Origin of the sequence: Raineyella sp. W15-4, from assembly GCF_033170155.1 — a bacterium.
Taxonomy (GTDB): domain Bacteria; phylum Actinomycetota; class Actinomycetes; order Propionibacteriales; family Propionibacteriaceae; genus Raineyella.
This window is the reverse complement of the sequence record NZ_CP137079.1, coordinates 3,797,741-3,823,323: the sequence shown is the minus strand read 5'-3', so window position 1 is coordinate 3,823,323 and position 25,583 is coordinate 3,797,741. Positions and strand designations below refer to the sequence as shown.

The following is a 25,583-nucleotide window of genomic DNA, read 5'->3' as shown; positions in this document are numbered from 1 at the left end:
CTCCGACGATATTGCAGCAACATCTGCGTCGATCTCGGGGGATCGGTAGACGGCACCATAGAGTGACATCGTGGACCCGATCCAGAACCCGTACGCACCGGGGGCCGGGCAACGACCGCCCGCCCTGACCGGCCGGGACGACGAGTTGGCGGCGTTCGACGTCGTGCTCGCCCGGGTGGCGAAGGGCCGGCCCGAGCGCTCGATGGTCCTCACCGGGCTGCGCGGCGTCGGCAAGACCGTGCTGCTGAACACCCTGCGCTCCTCGGCGGTCCGCGCCGGCTGGGGCACCGGCAAGCTGGAGGCCCGGCCCGGGCAGTCGCTGCGCCGGCCGCTCGGGGCGGCCCTGCACATGGCCGTCCGTGAGCTCGGCCACCCCTCGCAGACCGAGACGGTGCTCGGCACCGTCCGGTCCTTCGTCGAGGCCGACGCGAAGCCCGGCACCAAGCTGCGCGACCGGTGGAACCCGGGGATCAACGTGCCGCCGACCCGGGGGCGGGCCGACTCGGGCGACATCGAGATCGACCTGGTCGAGGTGCTCACCGATATCGGCGGCATCGCCCTGGACCTCGGCACGGGTGTGGCGCTCTACATCGACGAGATGCAGGACCTGGAGCCGCCGGACGTGTCGGCGGTCTGCGCCGCCTGCCACGAGCTCAGCCAGCAGGGCCTGCCGCTGATCGTGGTCGGGGCCGGGCTGCCGCACCTGCCGGCCGTGCTGTCGGCGTCGAAGTCCTACTCGGAGCGGCTGTTCCGCTACGTCCGGATCGACCGGCTGCCCCGGGACGCGGCTGACGCCGCCCTCGCCGAACCCGCCGCCGACGAGGGAGCGGCGTACGATCCGGCGGCGCTGGCTGCGCTGTACCGGGCCACCGGCGGCTATCCGTACTTCATCCAGGCGTACGGCAAGGCGGTCTGGGACGCGGCGACCGCCTCGCCGATCGGGCCCGACGACGTCGCCGTGGCGGTGCCGCAGGCCGAGTCGGAACTGGCCGTCGGCTTCTTCGGATCCCGCTACGAGCGGGCCACCCCGGCGGAGCGGGAGTATCTGCGGGCGATGGCCGAGATCGGCGGGGAGGAGCCGGTCGGCACCGCCGAGGTCGCCGCGCACCTGGACCGCAAGCCGCAGAGCCTGTCCCCGGCCCGTGACTCACTGCTGAAGAAGGGGCTGGTCTACTCCGGCGAGCGCGGCAAGGTGCAGTTCACCGTGCCGCACTTCGGCCGCTACCTGCGGGGCACGCCGGCCGCGGAGTGACCTCCGCGGCTCGCGGTGGGCCCGTTGGCGACCAGCCGTCTCGTCGGAGCGTGAAAGACCTGCTCCACGGAGTGCCCTCCCGGGGATTGTCAGAGGCCCGTCCTAGCGTTCAACCATGCGCATCCTGCACACCGCTGACTGGCACCTCGGCCGGACCCTGCACGGCGAGAGCCTGCAGTCCGCCCACGAGACGTTCGCCGACCACCTGGTGGAGCTGGTCGAGGCTGAGCGGATCGACGCCGTGCTGGTGGCCGGCGACGTGTACGACCGCGCCATCCCGCCGGTCGAGTCGGTGGAGCTGCTCGGCGACACGCTGGGCCGGCTGACCGCGCGCACCCGGGTGGTGATCACCTCGGGCAACCACGACTCGGCGGTCCGGCTGGGCTTCGGCGCCGGGATGTTCCGCGACCGGCTGAGCGTCCGCACCCGGGTCGCCGAGATCGGCCACCCGGTCGTCGTGCCGGACGCCGAGGGCCACGACGGCCTGGTTGTCTACCCGGTGCCCTACCTCGACCCCGACGGCACCCGCCGGGAGCTGGGCGGGGTGGAGCGGACCCACGCCGCAGTGGTCGGCGCCGCGGTGGACCGGATCGCCGCGGACCGGGCCCGGCGCGACCCCGCGGTGCCAGTGGCGCTGCTCGCCCACGAGTTCGTCGGGACCGGGGAGACGTCCGACTCCGAGCGGGACATCCGGGTCGGCGGGATCGACTCGGTGCCGTCGGCGGTGTTCCGGACGGCCGACCCGGCGTACGTCGCGCTGGGCCACCTGCACCGCTCGCAGCGGATCGGCGACCCGGACCGCGACCCGCTGATGCGCTACGCCGGCTCCCCACTGGCGTTCTCGTTCTCCGAGGCCGGCCAGGTGAAGTCCAGCGTGATCGTCGACTTCCACCGGGACCGACCGGTGCCGACGGTGCGGACCGTGCCCGCCCCGGTGCCGCGCCGGCTGGTCCGGGCCCGCGGCACGCTGGCCGAGCTGGAGTCCTCGGCCTGGGACGCCGACCGGGACGCCTGGGCCGAGGTGGTGGTGACCGACCCGATCCGGACTGCCGACATGATGGCCCGGGCCCGGGCCTGCTTCCCGCACCTGCTGACCTTCGCCCACCTGCCCGCCGACCGGGTCGCTGACGGCCCGTCCCGGATCACCGCCGTGGCCGACCCGCTGGAGGTGCTGACCGACTTCGTCGCGGACGCCGGCGGCCGGGACGCCACCGCCGACGAGGAACAGGTGCTGCGCGAGGCGTACGAGGCCGTCCGGGCACTGGCGGTGGCCTGATGCAGTTCCACCGGCTGACGCTGCGCGGGATCGGGCCGTTCCCCGACGAGTGCGCGATCGACCTCGACGCACTGGGGGCGGGTGGGCTGTTCCTGATCGAGGGACCCACCGGCTCCGGCAAATCGACCCTGCTCGACGCGATCACCTTCGCCCTCTACGGCACCCTGGCCGACGCCGAGGCCAGCGACGAGCGGCTGCACTCCGCCCACGCGGATCCGCGAGTGGAACCGTACGTCGAGCTGGTGTTCTCCACCGGTGCCGGGGACTTCCGGATCTGGCGACAGCCGAAGTACGAACGCCCCAAGCAGCGGGGCACCGGCACCACCACGCAGAACCAACAGGTGAAGCTGTGGCGGCTCAGTCCCGGGGACCTCGAGGAGGTGCTCGGCGGTGGCGAGGCGGGGCGGCTGGTGTCCAACCGGGCCCAGGAGGTCGGCGCCGAGATCCCGGCGCTGACCGGGCTGACCCGCGACCAGTTCACCCAGACCGTGCTGCTGCCGCAGGGGAAGTTCGCGACCTTCCTGCGGTCGAAGCCCGACGACCGGCGGACGGTGCTGCAGCGTGTCTTCGGCACCCAGATGTACGAAGAGGTGCAGAAGAGGCTGGTCGAGGGGGCCAGGGTGCTGCGGAAGACCTTGGAGGGCCACCGAGGGGCGATCGGGAAGGCCGTCGCCGTCTACGGGAGCCGGCTCGGCGCCGAGACCGCGGACACGGCGGCACTGGAGATCGCCGCGCTCGAGGGCCACGACGTTGTCGCCCCCCGGCTGGCCGCCGACGCGGTCCGGCTGGCCGCGGAGGTCGCCCGGACCGCGGCCGTCGCCGAGGGCGCCGAGGTCGTCGAGGCGGAGGCACGCCGTGCCCTCGACCGGGCCGAGAAGCTTGTCGAGGCGCTCCGCCGTCGGGCCGACCTGCTGGCCCGCGACCGGGACCTGACCACCGCGGCCGGCGAGATCGCCGCGCTGCGGGAGCGGCTCGACCGGCACCTGGCCGCCGCGGCGGTGGTGCCGCTGATCGTCCCCGCGGAGAAGGCGCGGGTCGCCCTCATCGCAGCCCTGGCCGCCGGCGACGCCGTGGGAGTGCCGGTGTCCGACGAGTCCGGCACCGACGAGGTGCTCACCGTCCTCGCCGACCGCGAGGACACCCGGTACGCCGACTGCACCCGGGCTATCGGGGAGTTGGAGCCCTGGGCCCGGATCGAGAACGACCTCCCCGCGCGCCGTCACGGCCTGACGGCCCGCCGCGACCAGCTCACCGCGCAACGTGACACCCTGACCCGGCGCCGTGCGGAGCTGGCGACCCGACCCACCGAGGACGCGGGCCTGGACGACCAGCTGACCCTGCTGCGGGACGGGGCCGGGGACCTCGCCGCGGCCGAGCGCGACACCCTCCGGGCCCGCACCGCCCTCGCCGCGGCGACCGGCGCCGAGAAGCTCGACCGGCAGGTCGCACAGTCGGTGGAAATCTTCCGTCGACTGGTGGCGACCCAGGAGCGGGCCGACGCGACCGCTCGGCAGCGCCAGCTCGACCGGTTCGCCGGGATGGCCGGGGAGATGGCCGCCGACCTGCGCGACGGCGAGCCCTGCCGGGTCTGCGGCGCGACCGAGCATCCCGCCCCCGCCCGGCGCGGCGCCGCCCAGGTCTCCGCGGCGGACGTCAGCGCCGCCGAGGAGGCCCGCACCCGGGCCGTCGCCGCGGTCACCGCCCACCAACAGACCCACGCCGAGCTGCAGGCCAGGCTCGCCGCCCGGCGTGCCGAGGCCGGTGGACTCGACGTCACCGCGGCCACCGAGGCGGTCCGCGCGGCCGAGGAACGGCAACGGCAGGTCGCCACCCGGCACGACGAGATCGCCGTCCGGGAGCGGGCGCTGCGCGCGTACCGGGCCGACACCCAGCGGCTCCAGGCCGGGTGGACCCGGGACGAGCAGGACTGGGGCCGGGCCGACCAGGACCTCGTCCACGACGCCGCCGCGCTCGACCAGGACACCGGGCGTTGCGCCGAGCTGCGCGGCGAGGAGGAGTCGGTGGCTGTCCGCGTCGCGGCGTTGCGCCCGGAGGCCGCCACCGCCCGGCGCCGGGCCGACGCCGCGCGGGCCGTGGTCCGCGCCCGCGCCGAGGAGCACGATGCCCGGCTCGCCCTCGACACCGCCCTGGCCGACTCCCCCTTCGCCGATCCGGCCGCGGCCCGGGCCGCCCGGCTGGAACGCGCCGCCGAGGCCCAGGCCCAGGGCCGGGTGCGGGCGTACGACAAGGAACGCGACGCGGTCGACGCCGGCCTGGCGGAACTGTCCGGGCTCACCGGCGACGAGGACCCCCGGCTCGAGGAGTGCCGTGCGGCCGCCGAGCAGGCCCGCGCCGCAGCCCACGCTGCCACCTCGGCCGCCGACGCCGCCGCGGCGCTGGCCGCGGACGTGACCGGGGCGCGGACGGCGGTGGAGACGGCGATCGCGGCGTACGCCCGGGAGGTGGCGAGTGGCCAGGCGCTGCTACGGGTGTCCGACCTGGCCCAGGCGGGATCCCAGTCGCTGATCCGGACCGAGCTGGCGACCTGGGTGCTGGTACGCCGCTTCGAGGAGGTGGTCGCCGCGGCCAACGACCGGCTGCAGGTGATGTCCGACGGACGCTACCTGCTGGAGCGGGTCGACGACGAGGCGGGCCAGCGCTCGCACAAGCTCGGGCTGGGGCTGCAGGTGCTGGACCAGCTCACCGACCGGCCGCGCTCGCCCGGCACCCTGTCGGGTGGCGAGACATTCTACGTGTCGCTGGCCCTCGCCCTGGGCCTGGCCGACATCGTCCGGGCGGAGGCCGGTGGGGTGGACCTCGACACGCTGTTCATCGACGAGGGCTTCGGGTCGCTCGACCCGTCCGCCCTGGAGAACGTGATGGCGGTCCTCGACGGGCTGCGGGCAGGGGGTCGTACGGTCGGGGTGATCAGCCACGTCGCCGACATGAAGGACCGTATCCCGGAGCGGATCAGCGTCCGGCGGCGCGCCGACGGTGCGTCCACCCTGGCCGTCACCGCCTGACAGTGGGGCCGTGGGAGGGCTCCGATGGTTCACCGAGAGGACTCCGGCCGTGGGGTCCCCGGACCGCTCCGGCGGCCGGTCCCTAGGATATCGGTCCGTGACAACCACGACAGCCCCCGCGCGGCCCGTCGACCCGGTCGACGCCGTCCCGCCGCTCCCGAAGCTGACGGTCCTCGGCGTCCAGCACGTCCTGGCGTTCTATGCGGGCGCGGTGATCGTCCCGCTGGTCATCTCGCAGGGCCTCGGGCTCTCCCAGCAGGACACCATCCACCTGATCAACGCCGACCTGTTCACCTGCGGCATCGCGTCGATCATCCAGTCCGCCGGGCTGGGCCGGCGGATCGGCGTACGCCTCCCGCTGCTGCAGGGCGTGACCTTCACCGCCGTGTCGCCGATCATCGCGATCGGGCTGGCCTCCGGCGGCGGTACCCAGGGCCTGGCCGCGGTGTACGGGTCGATCATCATCGCCGGTCTGGTGACGTTCTTCGGGGCGCCGTACTTCGCCCGCCTGCTGAAGTACTTCCCGCCGGTCGTCACCGGCACGCTGCTGACGGTGATGGGCACCACGCTGATCGGTGTGGCGGCCGGCGACGTGGTCCGTTGGGGCGAGAGCGACCCGGCAGCGATGGTGCCCGGCCTGCTGTATGCGCTGGGCACGTTGGCGGTGATCGTCCTGGTCCAGCGGGTCTTCAAGGGCTTCCTGGCGACCATCTCGGTGCTGATCGGGCTGGTGTTCGGCACCGGGGTGGCGGCCGTGCTGGGCCACACCGACTTCTCCGGGGTGGCGAGCGCCGCCCCGGTCGGGGTCACCTCGCCGTTCTTCTTCGGCTGGCCGGCGTTCTCCCTCACCGGTGTCATCTCGATGATCATCGTGATGGCGATCACCGCGGTGGAGACCACCGGCGACGTCTTCGCCACCGGCGAGGTGGTCGGCAGGCGGATCACCCCGCGCCACATCGCCGCCGCACTGCGCGCCGACGGCCTGTCGACCACCCTCGGCGGCGTGCTCAACTCGTTCCCCTACACCTGCTTCGCGCAGAACGTCGGGCTGGTCCGGCTCACCAGGGTCAAGTCCCGCTGGGTGGTCACCGCGGCGGGCGTCATCATGATCATCCTCGGCGTGCTGCCGAAGGCCGGCGCGATCGTCGCCGCCATCCCGGCCCCGGTGCTGGGCGGGGCCTCGCTGGCGATGTTCGCCAACGTCGCCGTCGTCGGCATCCAGACCCTCGGCAAGGTCGACATGCACGACAACCGCAACGCGGTGATCGTCTCCACCTCCATCGGGCTGGCCATGCTCGTCACCCTGCAGCCGACGATCGCCCAGGCCGTGCCGGCATGGCTGCAGATCCTCTTCGGCTCCGGCGTCACCCTCGGCTCGATCGTCGCGATCGTCCTCAACCTGCTGTTCTTCCATGTCGGGCGGCAGAAGGGTCCCGATGTCGCGGTGGCGCACGGCAGGCCGGTCCGTCTCGACGAGGTCAACGCGATGAGCAAGGAGGAGTTCGTCGCCGCCTTCGGTGGGCTGTTCCCGGTCACCTGGCCGGTGGCCCGGGCCTGGGAGGACCGTCCGTTCGAGAGCACCGAGGAGTTGCGGGAGGCGTTCCAGCAGGTCGTGCTGTCCGCCGGGCCGGACGAACAGCGGGCGCTGATCGACAGTTACCACGACATCGCCGAGCTGGTGCTGACCGACCCTGAGGAGGCCACCGCGGACGTCCGGGCCCTGCAGGAGACCGGATCGCTCGCGCTTGCCGGTGATCGCCTCGACGACCGGGACCGTACGGAGATCGCCGCGCTCAGCCAGGCGTACCGGGACAAGCACGGCATGCCGTGGGTGGTCAGCCTGGCCAATCTGGCCAGCCGGGACCAGCTCGTCGGCGACGGCTGGCACCGGGTGGCCAGCTCCCCGGCGCGCGAACTGGTCACCGCGGTCGCCGAGGTCGGCCACATCGCCGACGCCCGGTTCGACGCGCTGGTGGCCGACGCCAACCCGATCCGGTCGGCCTGGGCACGGAAGTTCGAGCAGCTCAGCTGAGCAGGCCGGGCCTGTTCCGGCCTTCGGGACGTGGCTAGGCTGAAGTCGTCCCCCGGCACGGGGATGGGGCCCGCGCCACCGGAACTTCACAGAAAGGTACGGGCATGACCGTACGCATCGGCATCAACGGATTCGGCCGGATCGGGCGCACCTACCTGCGCGCCGCGCTCGCCAACAACGCCGACGTCGAGGTGGTCGCCGTCAACGACCTCACCGACGCGGGCACCCTGGCCACCCTGCTCGAGTGGGACTCCGTGAGCGGCCACCTCGACGGCGTCGGGGTGGACGGCGGCGACCTGCGGGTCGGCGACGCCACCGTCAAGGTGTTCTCCCAGGCCGACCCGACCGCCATCCCGTGGGGTGAGGTCGGCGCCGACGTGGTGATCGAGTCGACCGGCCGGTTCACCGACGGCGAGAAGGCGCTGGCGCACCTCAAGGGTGGCGCCCGGAAGGTGATCGTCTCCGCCCCGGCCAAGGGCGATGTGCCGACCTTCGTGCTCGGCGTGAACGACGACATCCTCGATCCGACCGCGAGCGACGTGTTCTCCAACGGGTCCTGCACGACGAACTCCCTCGCCCCGCTCGCCAAGGTGCTCAACGACACCTTCGGCATCGAGACCGGCCTGATGACCACGGTGCACGCCTACACCGGTGACCAGCGCCTGCACGACGCCCCGCACAAGGACCTGCGCCGCGCCCGGGCCGCCGCCGTGTCGACCATCCCGACCTCCTCCGGCGCCGCGAAGGCGATCGGCAAGGTGATCCCGGAGCTCGACGGCCTGCTGACCGGTTTCGCCCTGCGGGTGCCGGTGCCGGTGGGCTCGATCACCGACCTGACCGTGGTGCTGAAGCAGCAGGCGACCGCCGAGGAGGTCAACACCGCCTTCCGTGAGGCCGCCGCCTCCGACCGGCTGCGCCACGTCCTGCAGTACTCCGAGGCGCCGCTGGTCTCCCACGACATCGTCGGCAACCCGCACTCGTCGATCTTCGACGCCCCGCTGACCCAGGCCGTCGGCCGCCAGGTCAAGGTGCTCGGCTGGTACGACAACGAGTGGGGCTTCTCCAACCGGCTCGTTGAGTTCTCCGAGCGGATCGGGCAGGCGCTCTGACCGTACGGTGGCTCTGAGCGTCCGGCGCCACTGACTGTACGGTGTCGATCCGGCTCAGAACGCCAGCAGCTTCATCCACGGCAGGATCGGCGTCAGCAGGCCGGTCGACATCCAGAACATCCCGAAGTTCATCGCGAAACCGGCCAGTGCGGCCAGCCGGAAGGTGACCGAGCCGGTCGGGCGCACCTCGTGACAGGTGGCGACCGAGGCCTGGGGCTGTTCGACGGTCTGGGTGGCGTGCGCGGTGTGCGTCGTGATGTGTTCGGTTCCGTCCGTGTCGGCGACGGCGAGGGTCTGGGCGGGCACCGACGCGTGATGGTGCCCGGTGGTGTGCCCGTGGCCGGCCGGGGTGGGGCGTACGGCGGTGACGAGGTCGCGGACCGCGGCGACCAGCAGGTACACCATGAACGGGATGCCGACCAGGGCGACGATCCACACCGAGCCGCCCGGCTGGGAGGCTTCGGCCAGCGGGGTCAGGCCGGAGCCGGTACTCATGCCGCCCATGCCGGTGCTCGCGCCGGGCATGCCGGAGCCGCCGTGCTGCATGCCACCCATGCCGTTCATGCCGCCCATGCCCGAGCCGGTGCTCTGCATGCCGGCGCTCATCAGCGGCATCTTGATCACCATGCCGGTCAGGTGCCAGGCCATCGCGCCGAACATCGCGGCGTGGCCGAGGTAGTGACCGCGGCTCGCGCGTCGGGTCACCGCCAGCCCGATGAACCAGGCGGTGGCGAGGACGAAGACCGCGATCTGTGCCGGACCGGGGATCAGGGCGGCGAACGGCTTCCAGGTCAGTGACGACACCATGATCAGCATGACGAGGGACATCACCAGGTGCAGCACATTGGACACCCGTTGGGTGCGGTCCTGGGGGCGGGTGAGTTCGTAGACGGACCATGCGGTGCACCAGAGGAACAGGACGAGCAGGGCGACGAATTTCACCGGTGTGTCGGCGAGCGTGAACACGACGGACCTCCTGGGGAGACGACTGACGGGACGAACAGGTGTCATCGGGTCGAGTCGTGTGGGAGGGACACGGCAACGCTGGGACGACGTACAGGGACTCAGGCTAGGCCGCCGCGGACCTGTCGATACCCCCGGTGAGTAGCGGAAATGGAACGCTGCTGGGCCGGCCGACGTTCCGGGGAGCGGACGAGTCGGGCTGGTGCGCGTCAGCCGGGCCGGACGCGCGCGTCGGGCGGGCCGGATGGAGCCGGGCGGGCCGGGTCAGCCGAAGTGGTAGACCATCAGGTCGGCGAAACGGGTCACCTCGATCACCACCGCGGTCCCGGCCGAGCCGGCCCGGACGGCGAGGTCGTCGATCCGCCAGGTCCGGTTGACCCGGCCGCGGGAATCGCCGGCGCAGCCCCACGGCTCGCCGTACGCCTCGTCCAGCAGGGTCAGCAACTCCTGGGTGTAGTCGCGGACCGCCGCGGCCGCCCGCCAGGCGTCCAGCACAGTGAGGTCGATGGTCCCCGCGCGCACCCGGACCCGCCAGCCGGCCCCGGCCTGCAGCTCGGGGATGCCGTAGCGGTTCGCGGCGGCGACCAGCTCGTGGTGCTCGACGAAGGGGGTCACCCCGGACCGGACCACCTCGTCGATCAGCCCGACCGCCTCCTGCGGGGAGGCGTACGCGGCGACGTACGTCCCGCCGGGCCGGGGCGTCTGCTCGTGGGGCGGGAGCTGGGCGGTGAACGGCAGCAGATCGATGACGGTGGCCGGCTCGGGCCGGCGTTCCGGTGCGGACACCCCGTCGAGCCCGGCCGGGAGCTCGCCGCCGGGGGTCGGCAGCAGCTGGAACGGCGGGCTGGTGGGGGTGACACCGATCACCAGGTCGCCGGGCCGGTGGTCCTGGTAGGCGGTCGCCCAGACCCGCCCGATGACCTTGCCGGCGCGCCGCGCCTGATCGGGATCGAGAGCCACCTCCAGGCCGTCGACGGTGATCGTCAGCCCGTCCGGCTCGGCCCGGGCGGTGACCACCCGCCCCCCGAGGCTGCTGCCGAGCACCACCGGCTGGTGGAACCAGGCAGGCGGGACGGTGGCCAGATCGGCCGGCAGCAGGGCGAGCAGGAAGCCGATCTCGGTCGCCACGTCCGACCAGCTCGGCAGCAGGAACGGGCCGGGGCGCCACGGCCGCCCGGGTCCCTCGGCCGGGGCGAACGACCACAGGTAGGGCGGGGACAGGTCCGGGGTGGCCGCCGCGAAGGCCTCCTGCTCCCGCCGGCTGACGTCCGGTTCGTACGGGAAGGCCCGGAAACCGACCTCCCACTCGTCGAAGAACCGGTCGACCCCGACCTCGACCATCACCTCGTCGAGCAGCCAGCGGAACCGCGTCTGCGGCCCGTGCACCTCGTGCGGCGGTCCGCCCAGCGTCTCGGCGATCGCCAGCAGCGTCGGGTGCGCATCGCTCGGCCGGGGGAGCAGGCGGCCCGACAGGGCACGGACGGTGGCGTCGACGGTGGTGACCAGTTCGTCGATCCGCATCCTCACCCCCTGGGTCTAAGGTCTGTGCATGAAGATCTCCCGGCGCTCGGGCATCCACGCCTTCGAGGTGATGACCATCCAACAGAAGGTTGCCACGATGCAGGCGGCGGGTCAGGAGGTTCTGCTGCTCAGCGTCGGCGAACCCTGCCAGGGCGCTCCCCGGCCGGTCCGCGAGCGGCTGGCCCGGGTGGCGACCGACGGGACAGATCTGGGCTACACGCCGGGTTTCGGGATCGCGCCGCTGCGGGCCGCGATCGCCCGGCACTACGCCGACTGGTACGGCCTGGACGTCGATCCGGCGCGGGTCTGCGTGACGGTCGGGTCGTCCGGGGCGTTCCTGCTCGCCTTCCTGGCCTGCTTCGACGTCGGGGACCGGGTGGCGGTGGGGCGGCCGACGTACCCGGCGTACGCCAACGACCTGCGGGCGCTCGGCTGCGAGGTGGTCGAGCTGGACTGCGGCCCGGCCGAGCGCTTCCAGCCGACGCCGGAGCTGCTCGCCGCTGCCCACGCCGAGGCGCCGCTGGCCGGGGTGGTGCTCGCCTCGCCGGCCAACCCCACCGGGACGATGCTCGACGCCGGGCAGATGGCCGCCCTCGCCGCCTGGTGCCGGGAGCACGACGTCCGGCTGATCAGCGACGAGATCTACCACGGGATCAGCTTCACCGGCAGCCGCGGCGAGTGCGCCTGGACGTACGACCCCTCGGCGGTGGTCGTCTCGTCGTTCTCGAAGTACTGGTCGATGACCGGCTGGCGGCTCGGCTGGATGCTGCTGCCCGAGGACCTGGTCGATCCGGTCGACCGGCTCACCGGCAACCTCTTCCTCTGCGCGCCGACCCCGGCGCAGTGGGCGGCCGTGGAGGCGTTCACCCCCGAGGCGTACGCCGCGGCCGATCGGGCGGTCGCCGATTTCGCCGCCGCCCGCGAGGTGCTGCTCGAAGCGGACCTGGGCTGGGGCACTGTGGCGCCACCCGACGGCGCGTTCTACGTCTACGCCGACATCAGCCCGGTGCTCGGGCGGTACGCCGGTTCGCGGGAGTGGTGCGCGGCACTGTTGGAGGACCAGCAGATCGCCGTCACCCCGGGGTTGGACTTCGATGCGGTGCACGGCGACCGGACGGTCCGGCTGTCGCTGTCCGCCGGTGCGGCCGCGGTGGCGGAGGCGGTGCGCCGGATCCGGACGTTCCAGGCCGGCCTGTCGTGACGCGGACCCCGGCGTGACGCGGACCGGCGTGCCGGGCCTCCGTCAGCGCCCGGGGGTGACCACCGCGACCGGGCACTTCGCCCCGTACAGCGCGTGCTGGGCGACACTGCCGAGCTTCAGTCCCTTGAAGCCCTCCTGACCGCGGCGGCCGACGACCAGCAGATCGGCCTGCTCGCTGGCTTTGATCAGCACGTCGCGGGGATGGCCGGGGCGCGGCTGCAGGTCGATGGTGACCCCCGGCTTGGTCCGCCCCGCCAGGGTCTGCTCCAGCATCGCGTGGGCCACCGCGGGGATCGGGTCGGTCGAGTCCTGGGGCATCGTCGACCAGCACAGCAGCAGGGTGACGGTGCCACCGTCGGCGACCAGGTCGAGGGCGAAGTCGAGTGCCGCGGTGCTGGACGTCGAGCCGTCCGCCCCCACCACGACGGAGCTCGGGGCCCGGTCGGTGACGTCGTCACCGTGGACGATGACGACCGGGCAGGCCGCATGCTGGGCGGTGGTCATCGAGACAGTGCCGAGCAGCGCCGAGGTGATCCGCCCCCGGCCGCGGTTGCCGAGCACCAGCATCGCCGCCTCGTCGCCGGCCCGCACCATCACCCCGGCGCCCGACCCGGTGGGGTCCAGGCCGGTGACCGGCAGCTCGGGGTGGGTCTCGTGCACCCGCTGCACCGCCTCGGCGCTGCGGGTCGGCGCCGCCTCGTTCTCGCGGGCCGACACCACCGTCAGCGGCAGCCCCAGCCGATCGGCCGTGCCGGCGGCCCACATCACCGCCCGGCAGGCCATCTCGGAGGAGTCGTAACCCACGACGACGGGACGGGAAGCGGCGGTGCCTTCGGACATGGCCCCAGTCTAGGAGGCCAGGCGCCGCAGGAGGGGTCGTACGGGCCGGGGGATGCGGCCGAGGGACCAGGGGAGAGACTGGTGCCATGAGTGACACCGATGACTACCGCATCGAACACGACACCATGGGCGAGGTGAAGGTGCCCGCCCGGGCGCTCTACCAGGCCCAGACCCAGCGCGCCGTCGAGAACTTCCCGATCTCCGGCAGCACCCTCGAACCCGCTCTCATCGTCGCCCTCGCCCGGGTCAAGAAGGCGGCGGCCGGCGCCAATCGCTCCCTGGGGGTCCTCGACCCCGACACCGCGCTGGCGATCCGGGACGCCGCGGACGAGATCATCGCCGGGGACCACCTCGGCGAGTTCCCCGTCGACGTCTTCCAGACCGGGTCGGGCACGTCCTCCAACATGAACACCAACGAGGTACTGGCCACCCTGGCCTCGCACCGGCTGGGCACGCGGGTGCACCCCAACGACCACGTCAACGCCTCCCAGTCGTCGAACGACGTCTTCCCCACCGCGGTGCACGTGGCCGTCGCGTGGGCCCTGAAGCACCAGCTCTACCCGGCGCTGCAGCACCTGGCGACGGTGCTGTCGGGCAAGGCCGAGGAGTTCACCACCGTGGTGAAGTCGGGGCGTACGCACCTGATGGACGCCACCCCGGTGACGCTCGGCCAGGAGTTCGGCGGCTACGCCACCCAGATCAACCTCGGCATCGAACGGATCTGGGCCTGCCTGGACCGGGTCGCCGAACTGCCGCTGGGCGGCACCGCGGTCGGCACCGGGATCAACACCCGCCCCGGCTTCGCCCAGAAGGTGATCACCGAGCTGGCCCGGGAGACCGACCTGCCGCTGAGCGAGGCCCGCAACCACTTCGAGGCCCAGTCGGCGCGCGACGCGCTGGTCGAGGCGTCCGGGATGTTGCGGACGATCGCGGTGTCGCTGATCAAGATCGCCAACGACATCCGCTGGATGGGATCCGGCCCGCGCGCCGGCCTGGCGGAGATCCACCTGCCCGACCTGCAACCCGGCTCGTCGATCATGCCCGGCAAGGTCAACCCGGTGCTCTGCGAGGCGATGATCCAGGTCGGCGGCCAGGTGATCGGCAACGACGCGGCGGTGGCGTACGCCGGCACCACCGGCGTCTTCGAGCTCAACGTGATGATCCCGATGATGGGCAACAACCTGCTCCAGTCGATCCGGCTGCTGGCCAACGTGTCACGGCTGTTCGCGGATCGTACGGTCGCCGGGATCGTCGCTGACATCGACCGCTGCCGGACGTACGCCGAGTCGTCCGCCTCGATCGTCACCCCGTTGAACCGCTATATCGGCTACGAGAACGCCGCGAAGGTCGCCAAGACCTCGCTGAAGGAGAACAAGACGATCCGCCAGGTCGTGCTGGAGCAGGGCTTCGTCGAGCAGGGCCTGCTGACCGAGCAGCAGCTGGACGAGGCGCTGGACGTGCTGGCGATGACCGTACGGCCGGAGTGAGTGAGCCGCCCGTTCGGGTGAGCCGCCCGTTCGGGTGAGCCGCCCGTTCGGCTGAGCCCGTGTCCGGCGTGGGCCGGTGCCCGGCGTGGGAGCAGTACGCCCGGAACAGGGCGGTGCGTCCGGGACAAGGCCTGCGCCGGACGCCGTCGGAGCAGGCCGGCCCGGCCGGAGAGACCCCGGTTCAGATGAAGATGACCTGCGCCCCCTCGCTGATCACGATGAAGTCGGAGGCCGAGATGACGCCCTCGACGGCCGGGTGCAGATCCGCCTCGAGCAGCTTCATCATGTCGAAGGTCAACCGGCAGGCGTACATGTGGGCGCCCTGGGCGGCCATCAGGTCGAGGAACTCCGGGACGTCGGGGATGTCGAGCTCGGCCATCTCCTTCTTGAAGTAGCGGGTGGCGTACGCGCTCATCCCCGGCAGCCCGCCGAGCTGCTGGGGCAGCGAGACATGCTCCAGTCCCGGCCTCAGGTTGCCCAGCGCCGGCATGTGCATCGCCGTGTTGCCGGAGATGGTGAACTGCAGCTTCTTGTTGGTCTTCTGGTTGACCATGTCGAGGCCCCAGAAGGTGAAGAAGATGTGCACCTCACAGCCCTCGCTGAGCGCGGCGTTGCCCATGATCAGCGCGGGGTAGGCCATGTCCAGGTTGCCCTTGGAACAGATGAACGCGATCTTGCGCGGCCCGGTGTAGGTGGGGGTGCCGGCGGCGTACGCCTCGGCGGGTGCGGTGGTGCCGGCCGGACCGGTGGCCGCGCCGGCCGGGGCGGGGACGCGGCCGAAGTCCGGCATGATGAATCCGTCGGGGATCCGGGCGGGAGCGGTGCGTGCTTCCGTGGTGGTCATGATGTTCTCCTGATCCGTCGGTCGATCGTGGTCGACGGGATGGTGCCGACTAGACGCAGCCGACGGGCTTGGGCAGGCCGGCGATCCAGGCCATCTTCTTGGCCGGCTTGCCGGGGTAGAGGAGGTAGAGCTCCTTGATGTCGAAGCCGCCCACGGTCTGCATCCGGCGCAGGGTGGGGGTGACGCCGGACGTCGCGGAGTCCTCGCGCATGAAGCGGATCGGCGCCCAGTGCGCCTCGTCCATCTCGATGCCGATGAGCGCGGCCAGGTCGGTGGCCAGGTCCTCGCTCCACTCGTCGCGATTGGTGAAGAAGCCCTCGTCGTTCACCTGGAACGTACGGTCGTTGAGGGTGTTGGTGGGCACGTCAATCCTCCTCGTGCTTGCCGGCCATGGACATCAGGGTCGGGACGGGCAGCCGGTGCCCGGGCAGCAGCAGTTTCCAGTAGATCTGCTCGAAGGCGAGCTTGCCCAGGTGGTTCATCCGGGAGCGGCCGAGCAGCTTCAGCGGGCCGACGCCCGGCAGCGGGAAGGTGCCGGTCAGCGGCTGGGTGTCGTAGTTGAAGTCGAGCAGCAGCGCCTGGCCGCGGCCGGACTCGACGAAGCAGTTCGCGTGCCCGTCGAAGCGGTTCGGCATCGGCTTGCCGTCGATCAGTGCCAGGAAGTTGGGGACGAACGTCTCGACCGCGAAGTGCGCCACCGCCCCCGCCTTCGAGGTCGGGATGTTGCTGGCGTCGCCGAGCACGAAGATGTTGTCGTACGCGGTGGACCGCAGGGTCTGCTTGTCGACCGGGACGAAGCCGGCGTCGTCGCCGAGGCCGGAGTCGAACACGTACTGCTGGCCGGTGTGCAGCGGGATGGTGACCAGCAGGTCGAAGGGCAGTTCCCGGCCGTCGTACGAGACGATCACCTGCCGGTCGTTGTCGATCCGCTCCACGGCGAAATCGGTGGCCTGGCGGATCGAGCGGTCGGTGAGCAGGTTGCCCAGCTCCCGGGACGCGACCGGTTTGGTGAAGGCCCCGTCCAGCGGGGTGACGTAGGTGATGTCGACCTTGTGGCGGATCCGGCGCTTGCGGAAGTAGTCCTCCAGCAGGAAGACGAACTCCAGCGGCGCCACCGGGCATTTGATCGGCATGTCGGTGAGCTGCACCAGGATCTTGCCGCCCTGGAACGCCTCGAGGGCGTCGTGCAGCCGGGTGGCGCCCTCCAGGGTGTAGAAGTCGAAGATCTTCCTGTACCAGAGCGGGCCGTCGGCCATCCCCGGGGTGAGGTCGGGCCGCGGCACCGTGCCGGTGGCGATCAGCAGCCAGTCGTACGCCAGCACCCGGCCGTCCTCGAGGTCGACCTGGTCGTCGTCGGCCCGGACCGTGCGGATGCCCGACTGGATGAAGTCCACCCCCCGGGGGAGGAACCGGGTCCGTGGCTTGACGATCCGCTCGGGCGTGGAGGTGCCGAACGGGATGAAGAGGTAACCGGGTTGGTACGGGTGGTCGTCGTCCTTGTCGACCACGGTGATCGCCCAGTCTTCGGTGAGCTCGCGACGGAGGATGTTGGCGAGCATGGTGCCGGCGGTACCGGCACCGAGGATGAGGAGCCGTCTCATGCGGTCAGGATACCCGTCGGGGTATGTGAGTACTACCGCTTCCGTAGAAGTTGTCGAGGTGATCGAGCCCACTGTCGGTGCCGCGCGATGACGGGTCACGGGTCACGGAGGGCCTCCCGGACAGATCCTTTGGCGCGTGCCATCCCGCGTCGTTCCGTGGGTCCCCGGGTTGGCTCCGAGTCGACGGGGCCCACTACGCTGGCTGTATGTCCCGGCTGGGCGCACTCGGATGGTCGCTGCTGGCACGGTTGTGGCCCTCACACCCGCGCCACTGGCGCGACGTGCCCGCACGCCTGCGTCCGACCGCGGTGTGGATCCTGCGGCTGACCACCGCCACCGTGATCGCCTACCTGGCAAGCATGCCGATCGTGCAGGGCCCGCCGGACCTGACCGGCCCGCTGACTGCCCTGCTGGTCGTCCAGGGCACCAACCTGGGCACCCTGCGCAGCATGGTCGTACGGATCGGTGCGGTGGTCACCGGGGTGATGCTCGCCGTGCTGGTCTCCCAGTTCGTCGGGCTGTCCTGGTGGAGCCTGGCGATCGTGGTGGCGCTGTCGCTCGGCTCGGCGAAGGTCTTCCACCTCGGCGAGCAGTCCCTGGAGACACCGATCAGCGCGATGCTGATCCTCGCGGTGCAGGGGCAAGAGGTCGCGGTGCAGAACCGGATCCTCACCACCCTGATCGGGGCGGCGATCGGCTTCCTCTTCGTCGTCGTGCTGCCCTCGCCGGTGCCCTCCCGACTGGCCGCGCGACTGGTCCGGCGGGCGGCCGGCGGCACCGCCAACCTGCTGACCCGGGTCGCCGAGTCGATGCGGTCCGAGCCGATCACCCAGGCCCGGGCGGCGTCCTGGCTGGCCGATGCCCGGTCACTGAGCGGGCAGGTGGCCCGGGCCGGGTCGGCGGTGACCGAGGCGCGGGAGGCGCGGCGGATGAACGCCCGGGCGCTGGGCACCACCGATGTGGGGCCGGTGCTGGAACTCGGCGCCGGGACGATGGAGCGGATCGTCCTCGACATCCGCAACCTGCTGCACGTGGTGACGATGGAGGCGCCGGTGCGGGAGACCCCCGACGACGGGTACGGCGAGGACGTCCGGCCCGCGTTCGCCTGGGTGCTGGAGATCCTTGCCGAGGCGATCGCGGCTTACGGCCAGTTCGTCGAGGCCGAGGTGGAGGGTGGGCGGCCCGATCGGCGGACCCCGACGGCCGCGATCACCCACGCGGGCGCCGCCGCCGAACGAGAACTCGATGAGGCGTTGGCCCAGGTGGGGGAGGCCCGGGCGATGCTGACCGACCTGATGACCGTCGACCCGGCCCGGGAACAGGGGCTGTGGCTGCTGCGGGGGTCGATCCTCGGAGTGCTGCACCAGATCATCAGCGAACTGGAGGCCGAGGAACGGCTCCGGACCGCCGACCGGCTGGCCGAGGATCGCGCGATGGGCGTCTGGCCACGGGTGATCCCGATCCTCGCCCGCCCGGCCGAACGGCCCGACGGGGAGGGCTGGATCGATCCGGACGCGTCGTTGCAGACCTCGGAACTGCCGAAGATCGAGGAGTGAGGCTGAGGGCGGGCCGCCGGGCCGGGCAGCCCTGCCCACGGGGGTCTGTTACGGATTCGCGTCCGTCCGTAAGCCCGCAGGTAACCCGCAGGTAAGAGGTTGGCTTCGGGGCGTTAAAGCCTGATGAATCGGGGCTTTCGGCGGCGATCGGCCCTCCGGCGGCTCCTAGCATGCGTGGATATCCGGGTCTTCCCGGAGCCCCGCAGCGTCCAGCCCCCCGCCGTCGCGTTGTCGGGCACCCCTGTGGGCCTCGGTCCGATCCGGTGACCGAAGCCCGATGACAGAAAGGGATGCGTATGTCCATCGATGCCGGCCCTGGGACCCGCGCGGTTTCGGGCGTCACCTATCAGAAGGCAGACGCCGACTACTTCGACAAGCGCCGACTCCAGCGCACCGCGGGACTTGCGGGACTGTGGGGAATCGGTGTCGCCGCCGTGATCTCCGGCAACTTCTCCGGGTGGAACGGCGGCATCGCCACGGCCGGGTGGGGTGGCTTCGCGATCGCGACCGTGGTGATCGTCGTCATGTACGTGATGATGATCGAGTCGATCAGCGAGATGGCCTCGGCCATGCCGCACACCGGTGGCGCCTACTCCTTCGCCCGGGCCGCGATGGGACCGTGGGGCGGTTTCGTCACCGGTCTGGCGGAGACCATCGAGTACGTGATGACGACGGGCGTGGTCATCTTCTTCTCCGCCCAGTACGCGGACGCCATCATGGCGGAGCTGACCGGCGGTTTCAGCCTGATCGGCATGGGCCTGTCCTGGGTGTGGTGGCTGGTCCTCTACGTCGTTTTCGTCCTGCTCAATGCAGCGGGCGCGAGCGCGTCCTTCCGCTTCGCCGTCGTGGTGGCGATCATGTCCGTCGCGATCCTGGTCGTCTACGCCGCGATGGCCGTGTTCTCCGGCAAGGCCGACTTCTCGACCCTGTGGGACATCACGCCGCAGGCCGGTGGTTCGGTCTTCCTGCCGTTCGGCGTCGGGGCCGTCTTCTTCGCCATGCCCTTCGCGATGTGGCTGTTCCTCGGTATCGAGGAGCTGCCGCTGGCCGCCGAGGAGGCGCACGATCCGCAGCGCGACATCCCGCGCGCCGGTCGCGGCGGCATGCTGACCCTCGTCATCACCGGCGCGATCGTGCTCTTCCTCAACCCGGCGGTGCTCGGCTCCTCCGCCACCGGCTCGTCGCTGGAGCCCCTGCTGGACGGCTTCCGGGCGATCATGCCGGGCAACGTCGCGGCGATCCTGTCGGCCTTCGCCCTGATCGGCCTGCTCGCCTCGGTGCAGGGCATCATGTTCGCCTACGGCCGCAACATGTACTCGCTGTCGCGGGCCGGCTACTACCCGAAGTTCCTCTCCCTGACCGGTGAGCGCCAGACCCCCTATCTCGCCCTGATCGTGGGCGCGCTGATCGGCTTCGTGTCGCTGTTCGTCGTGGGGTACGGCAGTGAGCAGGCCGGCTCGGTCGTCCTGAACATCGCCGTGTGGGGCGCGGTGCTGTCCTACCTGCTGCAGATGGCGTCGTTCGTGATCCTGCGCCGACGGTTCCCGGATGCCCTGCGTCCCCACACCAGCCCGTTCGGCATCGCCGGGGCGGTCGTCGCCGGAGTGATCGCCCTGGCGATCTTCGTCGGTGTCCTGCTCAACCCGGCCTACACCGCGGCCATCTACACCGTCGTCGTGGTGTACGTCGCCGCACTGGTGCTCTTCGCGGTGTTCGGGCGCAAGCAGCTGGTGCTCTCACCCGAAGAGGAGTACGCCATCACCGGCGGTCTCCACGGAGATCCCGAGAAAGAGGGCTACGGCGATGACGAGTTCTTCGAGAACCCCGATGACGACGTCTCCGTCACGGTGAGGTAGTCAGGAAGCCTGGCCCGGAGCACACGCTGTGTCGCTCCGGGCCAGGTGGGATGTCGTCGCGCCCGGTCAGGTCCAGTCGCTCTGGGACATCTCCTTGTCGCGGGCGATCGCGGTCAGTCGGGGGTCGCCCTCCAGCAGCGCACCATGAACGGCTGAGTCGTGGTGGCACCGCTGACCAGCTCCGCGGTCCAGAAGGCCGGGCGCACGGCGATCGTCCCGTCGGCGTTCGCGTCGGAGGCGTCCCCGGGCGATGGACTCCTGACGGCTGTCGGTGGGGCCGCGGATCAGGACTGTTGCGGGCGAACGGAGGCGCCGTGCCGAAAGGCTGCCAGTTCCGAACCCGCCAGGGCGCCGTCCGGCAGGTCGACCGTGAGGACCTCCTGCACCGAAGTTCATCGGGAGGACGAAACGTCTCATCGGCCAGGCCGCGGGCTGGACGGCGAGGTAGGCAGCGCCACGCGGCCGGCCTCGCCTCGCCGTTCCAAATTCAAAATGCGTTCAAGCTATTATACTGGAACACGCCGATATGGCGGAACGTACGCCCTCACCAGCAGATAAATCAAGGCCGCGATGAGGAGATCGGCAATTCCACCTGATAGTTTCGTGATGATATGCGGTACTTCGTGGATCGATTCCCGCGTCCCGGGGACGTCGGTTCGATTGATCCCTCGGCCTTCATCTGCCGGAGCCAGTGTTCCACTGTCTTCGGATTGAGGTTCAAGGAGCTACTGATCTCCGTCTTTGAAGCCTCGCCTGTCAGTGACAGGTATTCGCTGATCTGGGCTCTCCGATTCGGCCGTGGTTTCCGGGTGCCGGGCCTACCGGCATCCTCCGCGTACGGTGATAGAGAGTATCTCGCTCCACCTCGCGTTCCAGATTGTGTCACAAGCTCGCGTGCCACGAGATCTTGGAGTTCGAATGTGGCGACGCGACTGTCGGTAATTCCGGTGGCGGCCCTGTAGCGGGTGTTGTCCATGATCTCGCCGCGGCGCATGATGGCGAGAGCTGTGCCCTGACTCTCACGGAGTTGTTCACGTCCAAGCTGGCGCAACCAGGTGAGGGTCTCCTCGTCGAGCAGAGTGTGGTTCGGAAAGTCGACTTCGAAAGATGTTATGCGGTCCCTGAAGTTCGGCGGGCTCATTCCTGCTCCGCGCAACGCGGCCAAGATCTCCCGGATTCCCGATCCGCGGTTCTCGCATATTCGCTGGTCTGTGTCGGGGATCGTCACGTCCTCAAGGACCTTCATGAGAGTCGCGTTTCTGGAGGATGACCGTCCCTCTGTGCCTAGTTCCTCCAAGGTGACGGCACCGAAGAGGCCGCCGGAATTGGAGATCTTGAGGTGGTTGGGGAACATCTCAATCTGGACTTGGTTACCTCTGGAGCCGGGGCTGAGATCTCTGTGCACCAGGGCGTTTGCGATGGCCTCTCGTAAGGCTTCCAGTGGGTACTCCCAGAGGTCTTTTCGTCCTGCTCCAGCGACGAGGGCTCGGCGAGTCATGTTCCGAGCTATTGCGGCCATCGCCTCGGTGAGCATCAGAGGTATGGAGCCGTCAATCGTCACGTTGTCAAGAAATCGGACGCTGCCCGACGGACCTTCTGTAGATGGGTAGTGGACGAAAGTGAGATTCAGTTGTGGAAAGAACTGCTGGGGGTATCGCCCCAAGGCCAAGAGGCCGCCGATGGTGGGGCGGATGCCCGGCTGAGGTTCCAGCACTCCCGTCATGCTCAAGACGACCGGAATTCCGGCATCGCCAAAAATCTTGGGGCTCCGTTCGCGGAGCCTGCGCACGTATCCGGAGATGCTCTCAGGATCAAGATCGTCCATGGTTGCGCCATCCACGGGCTCGCAGTCGAATCGAGGTTGTCCCCGGTCTGCGACGAGTTGCTGTACCTCCTGATCAGTCAGACGGTGGTCTCCTTCGCCGACGCGCACATATGCGCCGCGATTCATGCCTTTCGCAGTTATGTATGCAGGCTTGAGGGCCTTCAGAAGCTCTGGAACTTGGACGGCCACGAGGCTCACGCCCTCGAGCGAGAGGATGTCGAGGACAGGGGTCAGGGGTGGCGTGATGGAGTTTCTGCAGAGGCTCTCGACCGCCGTTGCAATGGTTCCTGGATCTGCAAGACCAACGGAATGGAATCCGGAGGCTTCATCGAGGCCCAAGATAATCGTTCCACCGTTGCTGTTCGAAAAGCTCACCAGAGTCTCGGCCAGGGACTTGGGGACACCCCCCGTTGCGCGCTTGGCTTCGACTTGTGTGACTTCTGCTCCGAAGCGGCGCAGGTCAGCAATGATCGCTCCCAGTTGGCTTGCCTCCACCACCCACCTCCTCGACCTGAGGGGTCAGATCCTAACAGACCTCCCGAGTTCTCGCTCGTCAGGAGGAGCCGGAGGTGGCGTGGCTGCGTGGGGTGAGGTGCTCCTGCTCTCGGCGGCGGGCCGATCGTGCAATCCAGCCCGCCGGACGCCGAGGCGATCGCGGCTACCGTCGCCCCCACCGCAACAGCAGCGGCACACCGTTCTCCTCGAGCACGACCTCGGCCCCGGGGCACAGTGCCTCGACCGCCCGGCCGAAGCGCAACCCCAGCGTCGCTCCTCGTGCGGGGCAGCCCGAGCAGGCGCCGTCCAGGGCGATGGTCGCCACGCTGCCCTCGACGCGCACCAGCTGGGCGCTGCCGCCGTGGGAGCGTACGTACGCCCCGACCTCCCCGGCGATGATCTGTTCGACGGCCGCCGCCAGCACCGCGCCGGGCAGGGCGTCGAGGGAGGACGCAGCCTGCCAGTCGGTGGGATCGGCCAGGGCTGCGAGCAGGGCCCGGCGCACCGGGCCGCCGAGCGTGTGCCACGTCTCCGAGGTGTCAGTGGTGGGGTCGGGCCCGGCGGGGTCGGCCAGTGGGTTGCCGACCCCCGCAGTGGTCAGCACGGCGGCCGGCTCCACCGCGATCGCGCTCAGCGACCCGTCGTCGAGCAGCGCCTGCAGAGCCCCGGGGACGACCCGTGGGGCGCCGACGAAGTCGAACGTTCCCGCGGGAACGACCCAGCGAATGGTCCGCGGATCGGCAGTGGCCTCGGGATGCACGGCGACAGTCGGGGCGGCGGGGGAGGGGCTCACAGCACCGCGCCCAGCACCAGGTGGGTCAGGAACGACATCACCCACGCCAGGCCGAACATGTAGACCCAGGCGATCAGCGGCCACTTCCAGGTGCCGGTCTCCCGGCGCATCACCGCCATCGTCGCGATGCACTGCAGCGCGAACATGAAGAACACCATCAGCGACCCGACCACCGGCGGCGTGAAGAGCTTCTCACCGGCCCGCGGACCGTGGTCGACGGTCATCGTCTCCAGCGCGGTCCCCGGATTCTCCGGATCCGACGCGGCGGCGACCTGACCCATCGTCGCGACGAACGTCTCCCGGGCCGACAGCGAGGAGATCACGCCGATGTTGATCCGCCAGTCGAAGCCGAGCGGCTCGAACACCGGTTCGATCGCGTGGCCGATCGCGCCGGCGGCCGAATGGTCCAAGGTGTAGGTGGCGACGGCACCGGAGTCGGCCGGGTCGATGCCGGCCTGCTGCAGTTGTGCGGCTGACGGCGTCGGCAGGTTGAGCAGCAGCCACAGCACGATGGTGGCGCCGAGGATGATCGTCGTCATCTTGCGCAGGAACGCCGCGCAGGCGTCCCACACTGCGTGGAAGACGGTGGCCAGCCGCGGCAACCGGTAGGGCGGCATCTCCATGTAGAACGGCAGCTGCCCCTGCCGCCGACCGGTGACCCGGCTGAAGAACCAGGCCGTGCCCATCGAGGCGATCGCGCCGCCGAGATAGAGCAGGAACATCACCCCGCCCTGGGCCCCGATCGGCCCGAACCGTACGTCGGCCGGCACCATCAGGCTGATCAGCATGACGTACACCGGCAGCCGGGCCGAGCACGTCATCAGCGGCGCGGACAGCATGGTCGCCAGCCGGTCCTTCGCGCTCGGCAGCGAGCGGGTCGCCATGATGCCCGGGATCGCGCATGCCAGCGAGGACAACAGGGCGACGAACGCCCGGCCCTCCAGCCCGGCCCGCGCCATCACCCGGTCCATCAGGAACGCCGCCCGGGACATGTAGCCGGTGCCCTCGAGCAGCGAGATGACGATGAACAGCAGGGCGATCTGCGGCAGGAAGACCAGCACCGAGCCGACGCCGCCGATGATGCCCTGGCTCAGCAGCCCGGTCAGCCAGCTGTCCGGGACGTACGTCTGCACCAGCCCGGCCAGCCAGTCGAAGAACGACTGGACCAGGTCCTGCAGTGGCGCGGCGACGGTGAAGATCACCTGGAAGAACAGGAACATCGTCACGAAGAAGACGATCGTGCCCCACACCGGGTGCAGCAGCACGGCGTCGATCTTCTGGCTCCGGGTGTCCAGGTCCGGCACCCGGTAGCCGGCGGACGCCAGCACCGAGGAGATCCAGCCGCTCACCTCGTCGGGGTCGGTCGGCGGGGGGATCACCGGCCGTGGCCAGTGACGGGCGTGGGTGAGGTGCTCGCGCAGTTCGCCGACCGCGCGGGGATCCCCGGCGGCGATACCGCGCACCGGGACACCGAGCGCCCGCTCCAGGGCGACGAGGTCGAGCCGGCCGTGGCGGCGGGCCAGCTCGTCGGTGAAGGTGACGACCACCGTGGTCGGCAGGCCGATGGTCAGCACCTGGGCGATCAGCCCGAGCGAACGACGCAGTGTGGTGGCATCGACGGTGGCGAGCACCGCATCCGGAGAGGTGGGCCGGTCGCAGTCCGGGTCGAGGACCTCGTCGACCACCTGCTCGTCGGGGCTGATCGGGTCGAGGCTGTACGCCCCGGGCAGGTCCTCCACGATGACCGGGCCGGCCGGGGTCTGGGTCAGGCCCTCGTACCGGGTGACGGTGACCCCGGGGTAGTTGCCGGTCTTGGCGTGCAGGCCGCTCAGCGCGTTGAACAGGGTGGACTTGCCGGAGTTCGGGCTGCCCACCAGGGCGATCCGCGGGGTGCCCTCGGCGACGGCGA

The 25,583-nt window shown here is 70.7% G+C and carries 18 protein-coding genes; 9 read left to right on the top strand and 9 right to left on the bottom strand.

Features of this window, described 5'->3' with window-relative positions:
* Nucleotides 1-70: 70 nt before the first annotated feature.
* The 5 genes from R0145_RS17670 (at nt 71) to gap (ending at nt 8,692) form a co-directional block, all read left to right on the top strand.
* Nucleotides 71-1,252: an ATP-binding protein gene (locus tag R0145_RS17670; RefSeq protein WP_317838261.1), complete on the top strand. Its 1,182-nt coding sequence runs from the start codon at nt 71-73 to the stop codon at nt 1,250-1,252.
* 115 nt (nt 1,253-1,367) lie between these two features.
* Nucleotides 1,368-2,528, top strand: a complete 1,161-nt coding sequence (locus tag R0145_RS17665; RefSeq protein WP_317838260.1) for an exonuclease SbcCD subunit D — start codon at nt 1,368-1,370, stop codon at nt 2,526-2,528.
* On the top strand, nt 2,528-5,551 hold the full coding sequence (locus tag R0145_RS17660) for an SMC family ATPase (RefSeq protein ID WP_317838259.1): 3,024 nt from the start codon (nt 2,528-2,530) through the stop codon (nt 5,549-5,551). Before R0145_RS17665 ends, R0145_RS17660 begins: the two co-directional genes overlap by 1 nt.
* Nucleotides 5,552-5,648: 97 nt before the next feature.
* Nucleotides 5,649-7,583: a solute carrier family 23 protein gene (locus R0145_RS17655; protein ID WP_317838258.1), complete on the top strand. Its 1,935-nt coding sequence runs from the start codon at nt 5,649-5,651 to the stop codon at nt 7,581-7,583.
* 104 nt (nt 7,584-7,687) lie between these two features.
* Nucleotides 7,688-8,692: a type I glyceraldehyde-3-phosphate dehydrogenase gene (gene gap, locus R0145_RS17650; protein ID WP_317838257.1), complete on the top strand. Its 1,005-nt coding sequence runs from the start codon at nt 7,688-7,690 to the stop codon at nt 8,690-8,692.
* Nucleotides 8,693-8,746: 54 nt separating this feature from the next.
* Here the strand turns inward: gap and R0145_RS17645 are convergent, their stop codons facing one another.
* Both R0145_RS17645 and R0145_RS17640 read right to left on the bottom strand, forming a co-directional pair.
* Entirely contained in the window at nt 8,747-9,658 is a 912-nt protein-coding gene (locus tag R0145_RS17645) for a DUF5134 domain-containing protein (RefSeq protein ID WP_317838256.1), read from the bottom strand.
* Nucleotides 9,659-9,919: 261 nt separating this feature from the next.
* On the bottom strand, nt 9,920-11,182 hold the full coding sequence (locus R0145_RS17640; protein WP_317838255.1) for a hypothetical protein: 1,263 nt from the start codon (nt 11,180-11,182) through the stop codon (nt 9,920-9,922).
* A 22-nt stretch (nt 11,183-11,204) separates the two neighbouring features.
* On the opposite strand from R0145_RS17640, the gene R0145_RS17635 reads away from it, so the two are divergent.
* Entirely contained in the window at nt 11,205-12,377 is a 1,173-nt protein-coding gene (locus R0145_RS17635; RefSeq protein WP_317838254.1) for a pyridoxal phosphate-dependent aminotransferase, read from the top strand.
* Between the two features lie 42 nt (nt 12,378-12,419).
* Here R0145_RS17635 and R0145_RS17630 read toward each other — a convergent pair whose 3' ends face one another.
* Nucleotides 12,420-13,217, bottom strand: coding sequence for a universal stress protein (locus R0145_RS17630; protein WP_317838253.1), 798 nt, complete (start codon nt 13,215-13,217; stop codon nt 12,420-12,422).
* Between the two features lie 86 nt (nt 13,218-13,303).
* Here R0145_RS17630 and R0145_RS17625 point away from each other — a divergent pair, with 86 nt between their 5' ends.
* Nucleotides 13,304-14,704 carry a class II fumarate hydratase gene (locus R0145_RS17625; RefSeq protein WP_317838252.1) on the top strand — a complete coding sequence of 467 codons (1,401 nt, stop codon included), beginning with the start codon at nt 13,304-13,306 and terminating at the stop codon, nt 14,702-14,704.
* A 181-nt stretch (nt 14,705-14,885) separates the two neighbouring features.
* Here R0145_RS17625 and R0145_RS17620 read toward each other — a convergent pair whose 3' ends face one another.
* Genes R0145_RS17620 through R0145_RS17610 form a run of 3 tightly spaced genes read right to left on the bottom strand, consistent with a single transcriptional unit; the run spans nt 14,886 to nt 17,149 of the window.
* Nucleotides 14,886-15,548 carry a DsrE/DsrF/DrsH-like family protein gene (locus tag R0145_RS17620; RefSeq protein ID WP_317838251.1) on the bottom strand — a complete coding sequence of 221 codons (663 nt, stop codon included), beginning with the start codon at nt 15,546-15,548 and terminating at the stop codon, nt 14,886-14,888.
* Nucleotides 15,549-15,597: 49 nt separating this feature from the next.
* Nucleotides 15,598-15,912 (bottom strand): TusE/DsrC/DsvC family sulfur relay protein, encoded by a 315-nt coding sequence (locus R0145_RS17615; protein WP_317838250.1) that lies wholly within the window; start codon nt 15,910-15,912, stop codon nt 15,598-15,600.
* A gap of 1 nt (nt 15,913) precedes the next feature.
* Entirely contained in the window at nt 15,914-17,149 is a 1,236-nt protein-coding gene (locus R0145_RS17610) for an FAD/NAD(P)-binding oxidoreductase (RefSeq protein ID WP_317838249.1), read from the bottom strand.
* Nucleotides 17,150-17,355: 206 nt separating this feature from the next.
* Here R0145_RS17610 and R0145_RS17605 point away from each other — a divergent pair, with 206 nt between their 5' ends.
* Both R0145_RS17605 and R0145_RS17600 read left to right on the top strand, forming a co-directional pair.
* Nucleotides 17,356-18,705, top strand: coding sequence for an FUSC family protein (locus R0145_RS17605; protein ID WP_317838248.1), 1,350 nt, complete (start codon nt 17,356-17,358; stop codon nt 18,703-18,705).
* Between the two features lie 296 nt (nt 18,706-19,001).
* Nucleotides 19,002-20,561, top strand: a complete 1,560-nt coding sequence (locus R0145_RS17600; RefSeq protein WP_317838247.1) for an amino acid permease — start codon at nt 19,002-19,004, stop codon at nt 20,559-20,561.
* 559 nt (nt 20,562-21,120) lie between these two features.
* Here the strand turns inward: R0145_RS17600 and R0145_RS17595 are convergent.
* The 3 genes from R0145_RS17595 to feoB all read right to left on the bottom strand — a co-directional run bounded on the left by R0145_RS17595 (nt 21,121) and on the right by feoB (nt 25,548).
* Nucleotides 21,121-22,881 carry an ATP-binding protein gene (locus tag R0145_RS17595; protein ID WP_317838246.1) on the bottom strand — a complete coding sequence of 587 codons (1,761 nt, stop codon included), beginning with the start codon at nt 22,879-22,881 and terminating at the stop codon, nt 21,121-21,123.
* Nucleotides 22,882-23,044: 163 nt separating this feature from the next.
* Nucleotides 23,045-23,674 (bottom strand): NifU family protein, encoded by a 630-nt coding sequence (locus tag R0145_RS17590; protein ID WP_317838245.1) that lies wholly within the window; start codon nt 23,672-23,674, stop codon nt 23,045-23,047.
* Nucleotides 23,671-25,548 carry a ferrous iron transporter B gene (gene feoB, locus R0145_RS17585; RefSeq protein WP_317840271.1) on the bottom strand — a complete coding sequence of 626 codons (1,878 nt, stop codon included), beginning with the start codon at nt 25,546-25,548 and terminating at the stop codon, nt 23,671-23,673. The genes R0145_RS17590 and feoB overlap by 4 nt, the downstream gene beginning before the upstream one ends.
* Between the last annotated feature and the right edge of the window lie 35 nt (nt 25,549-25,583).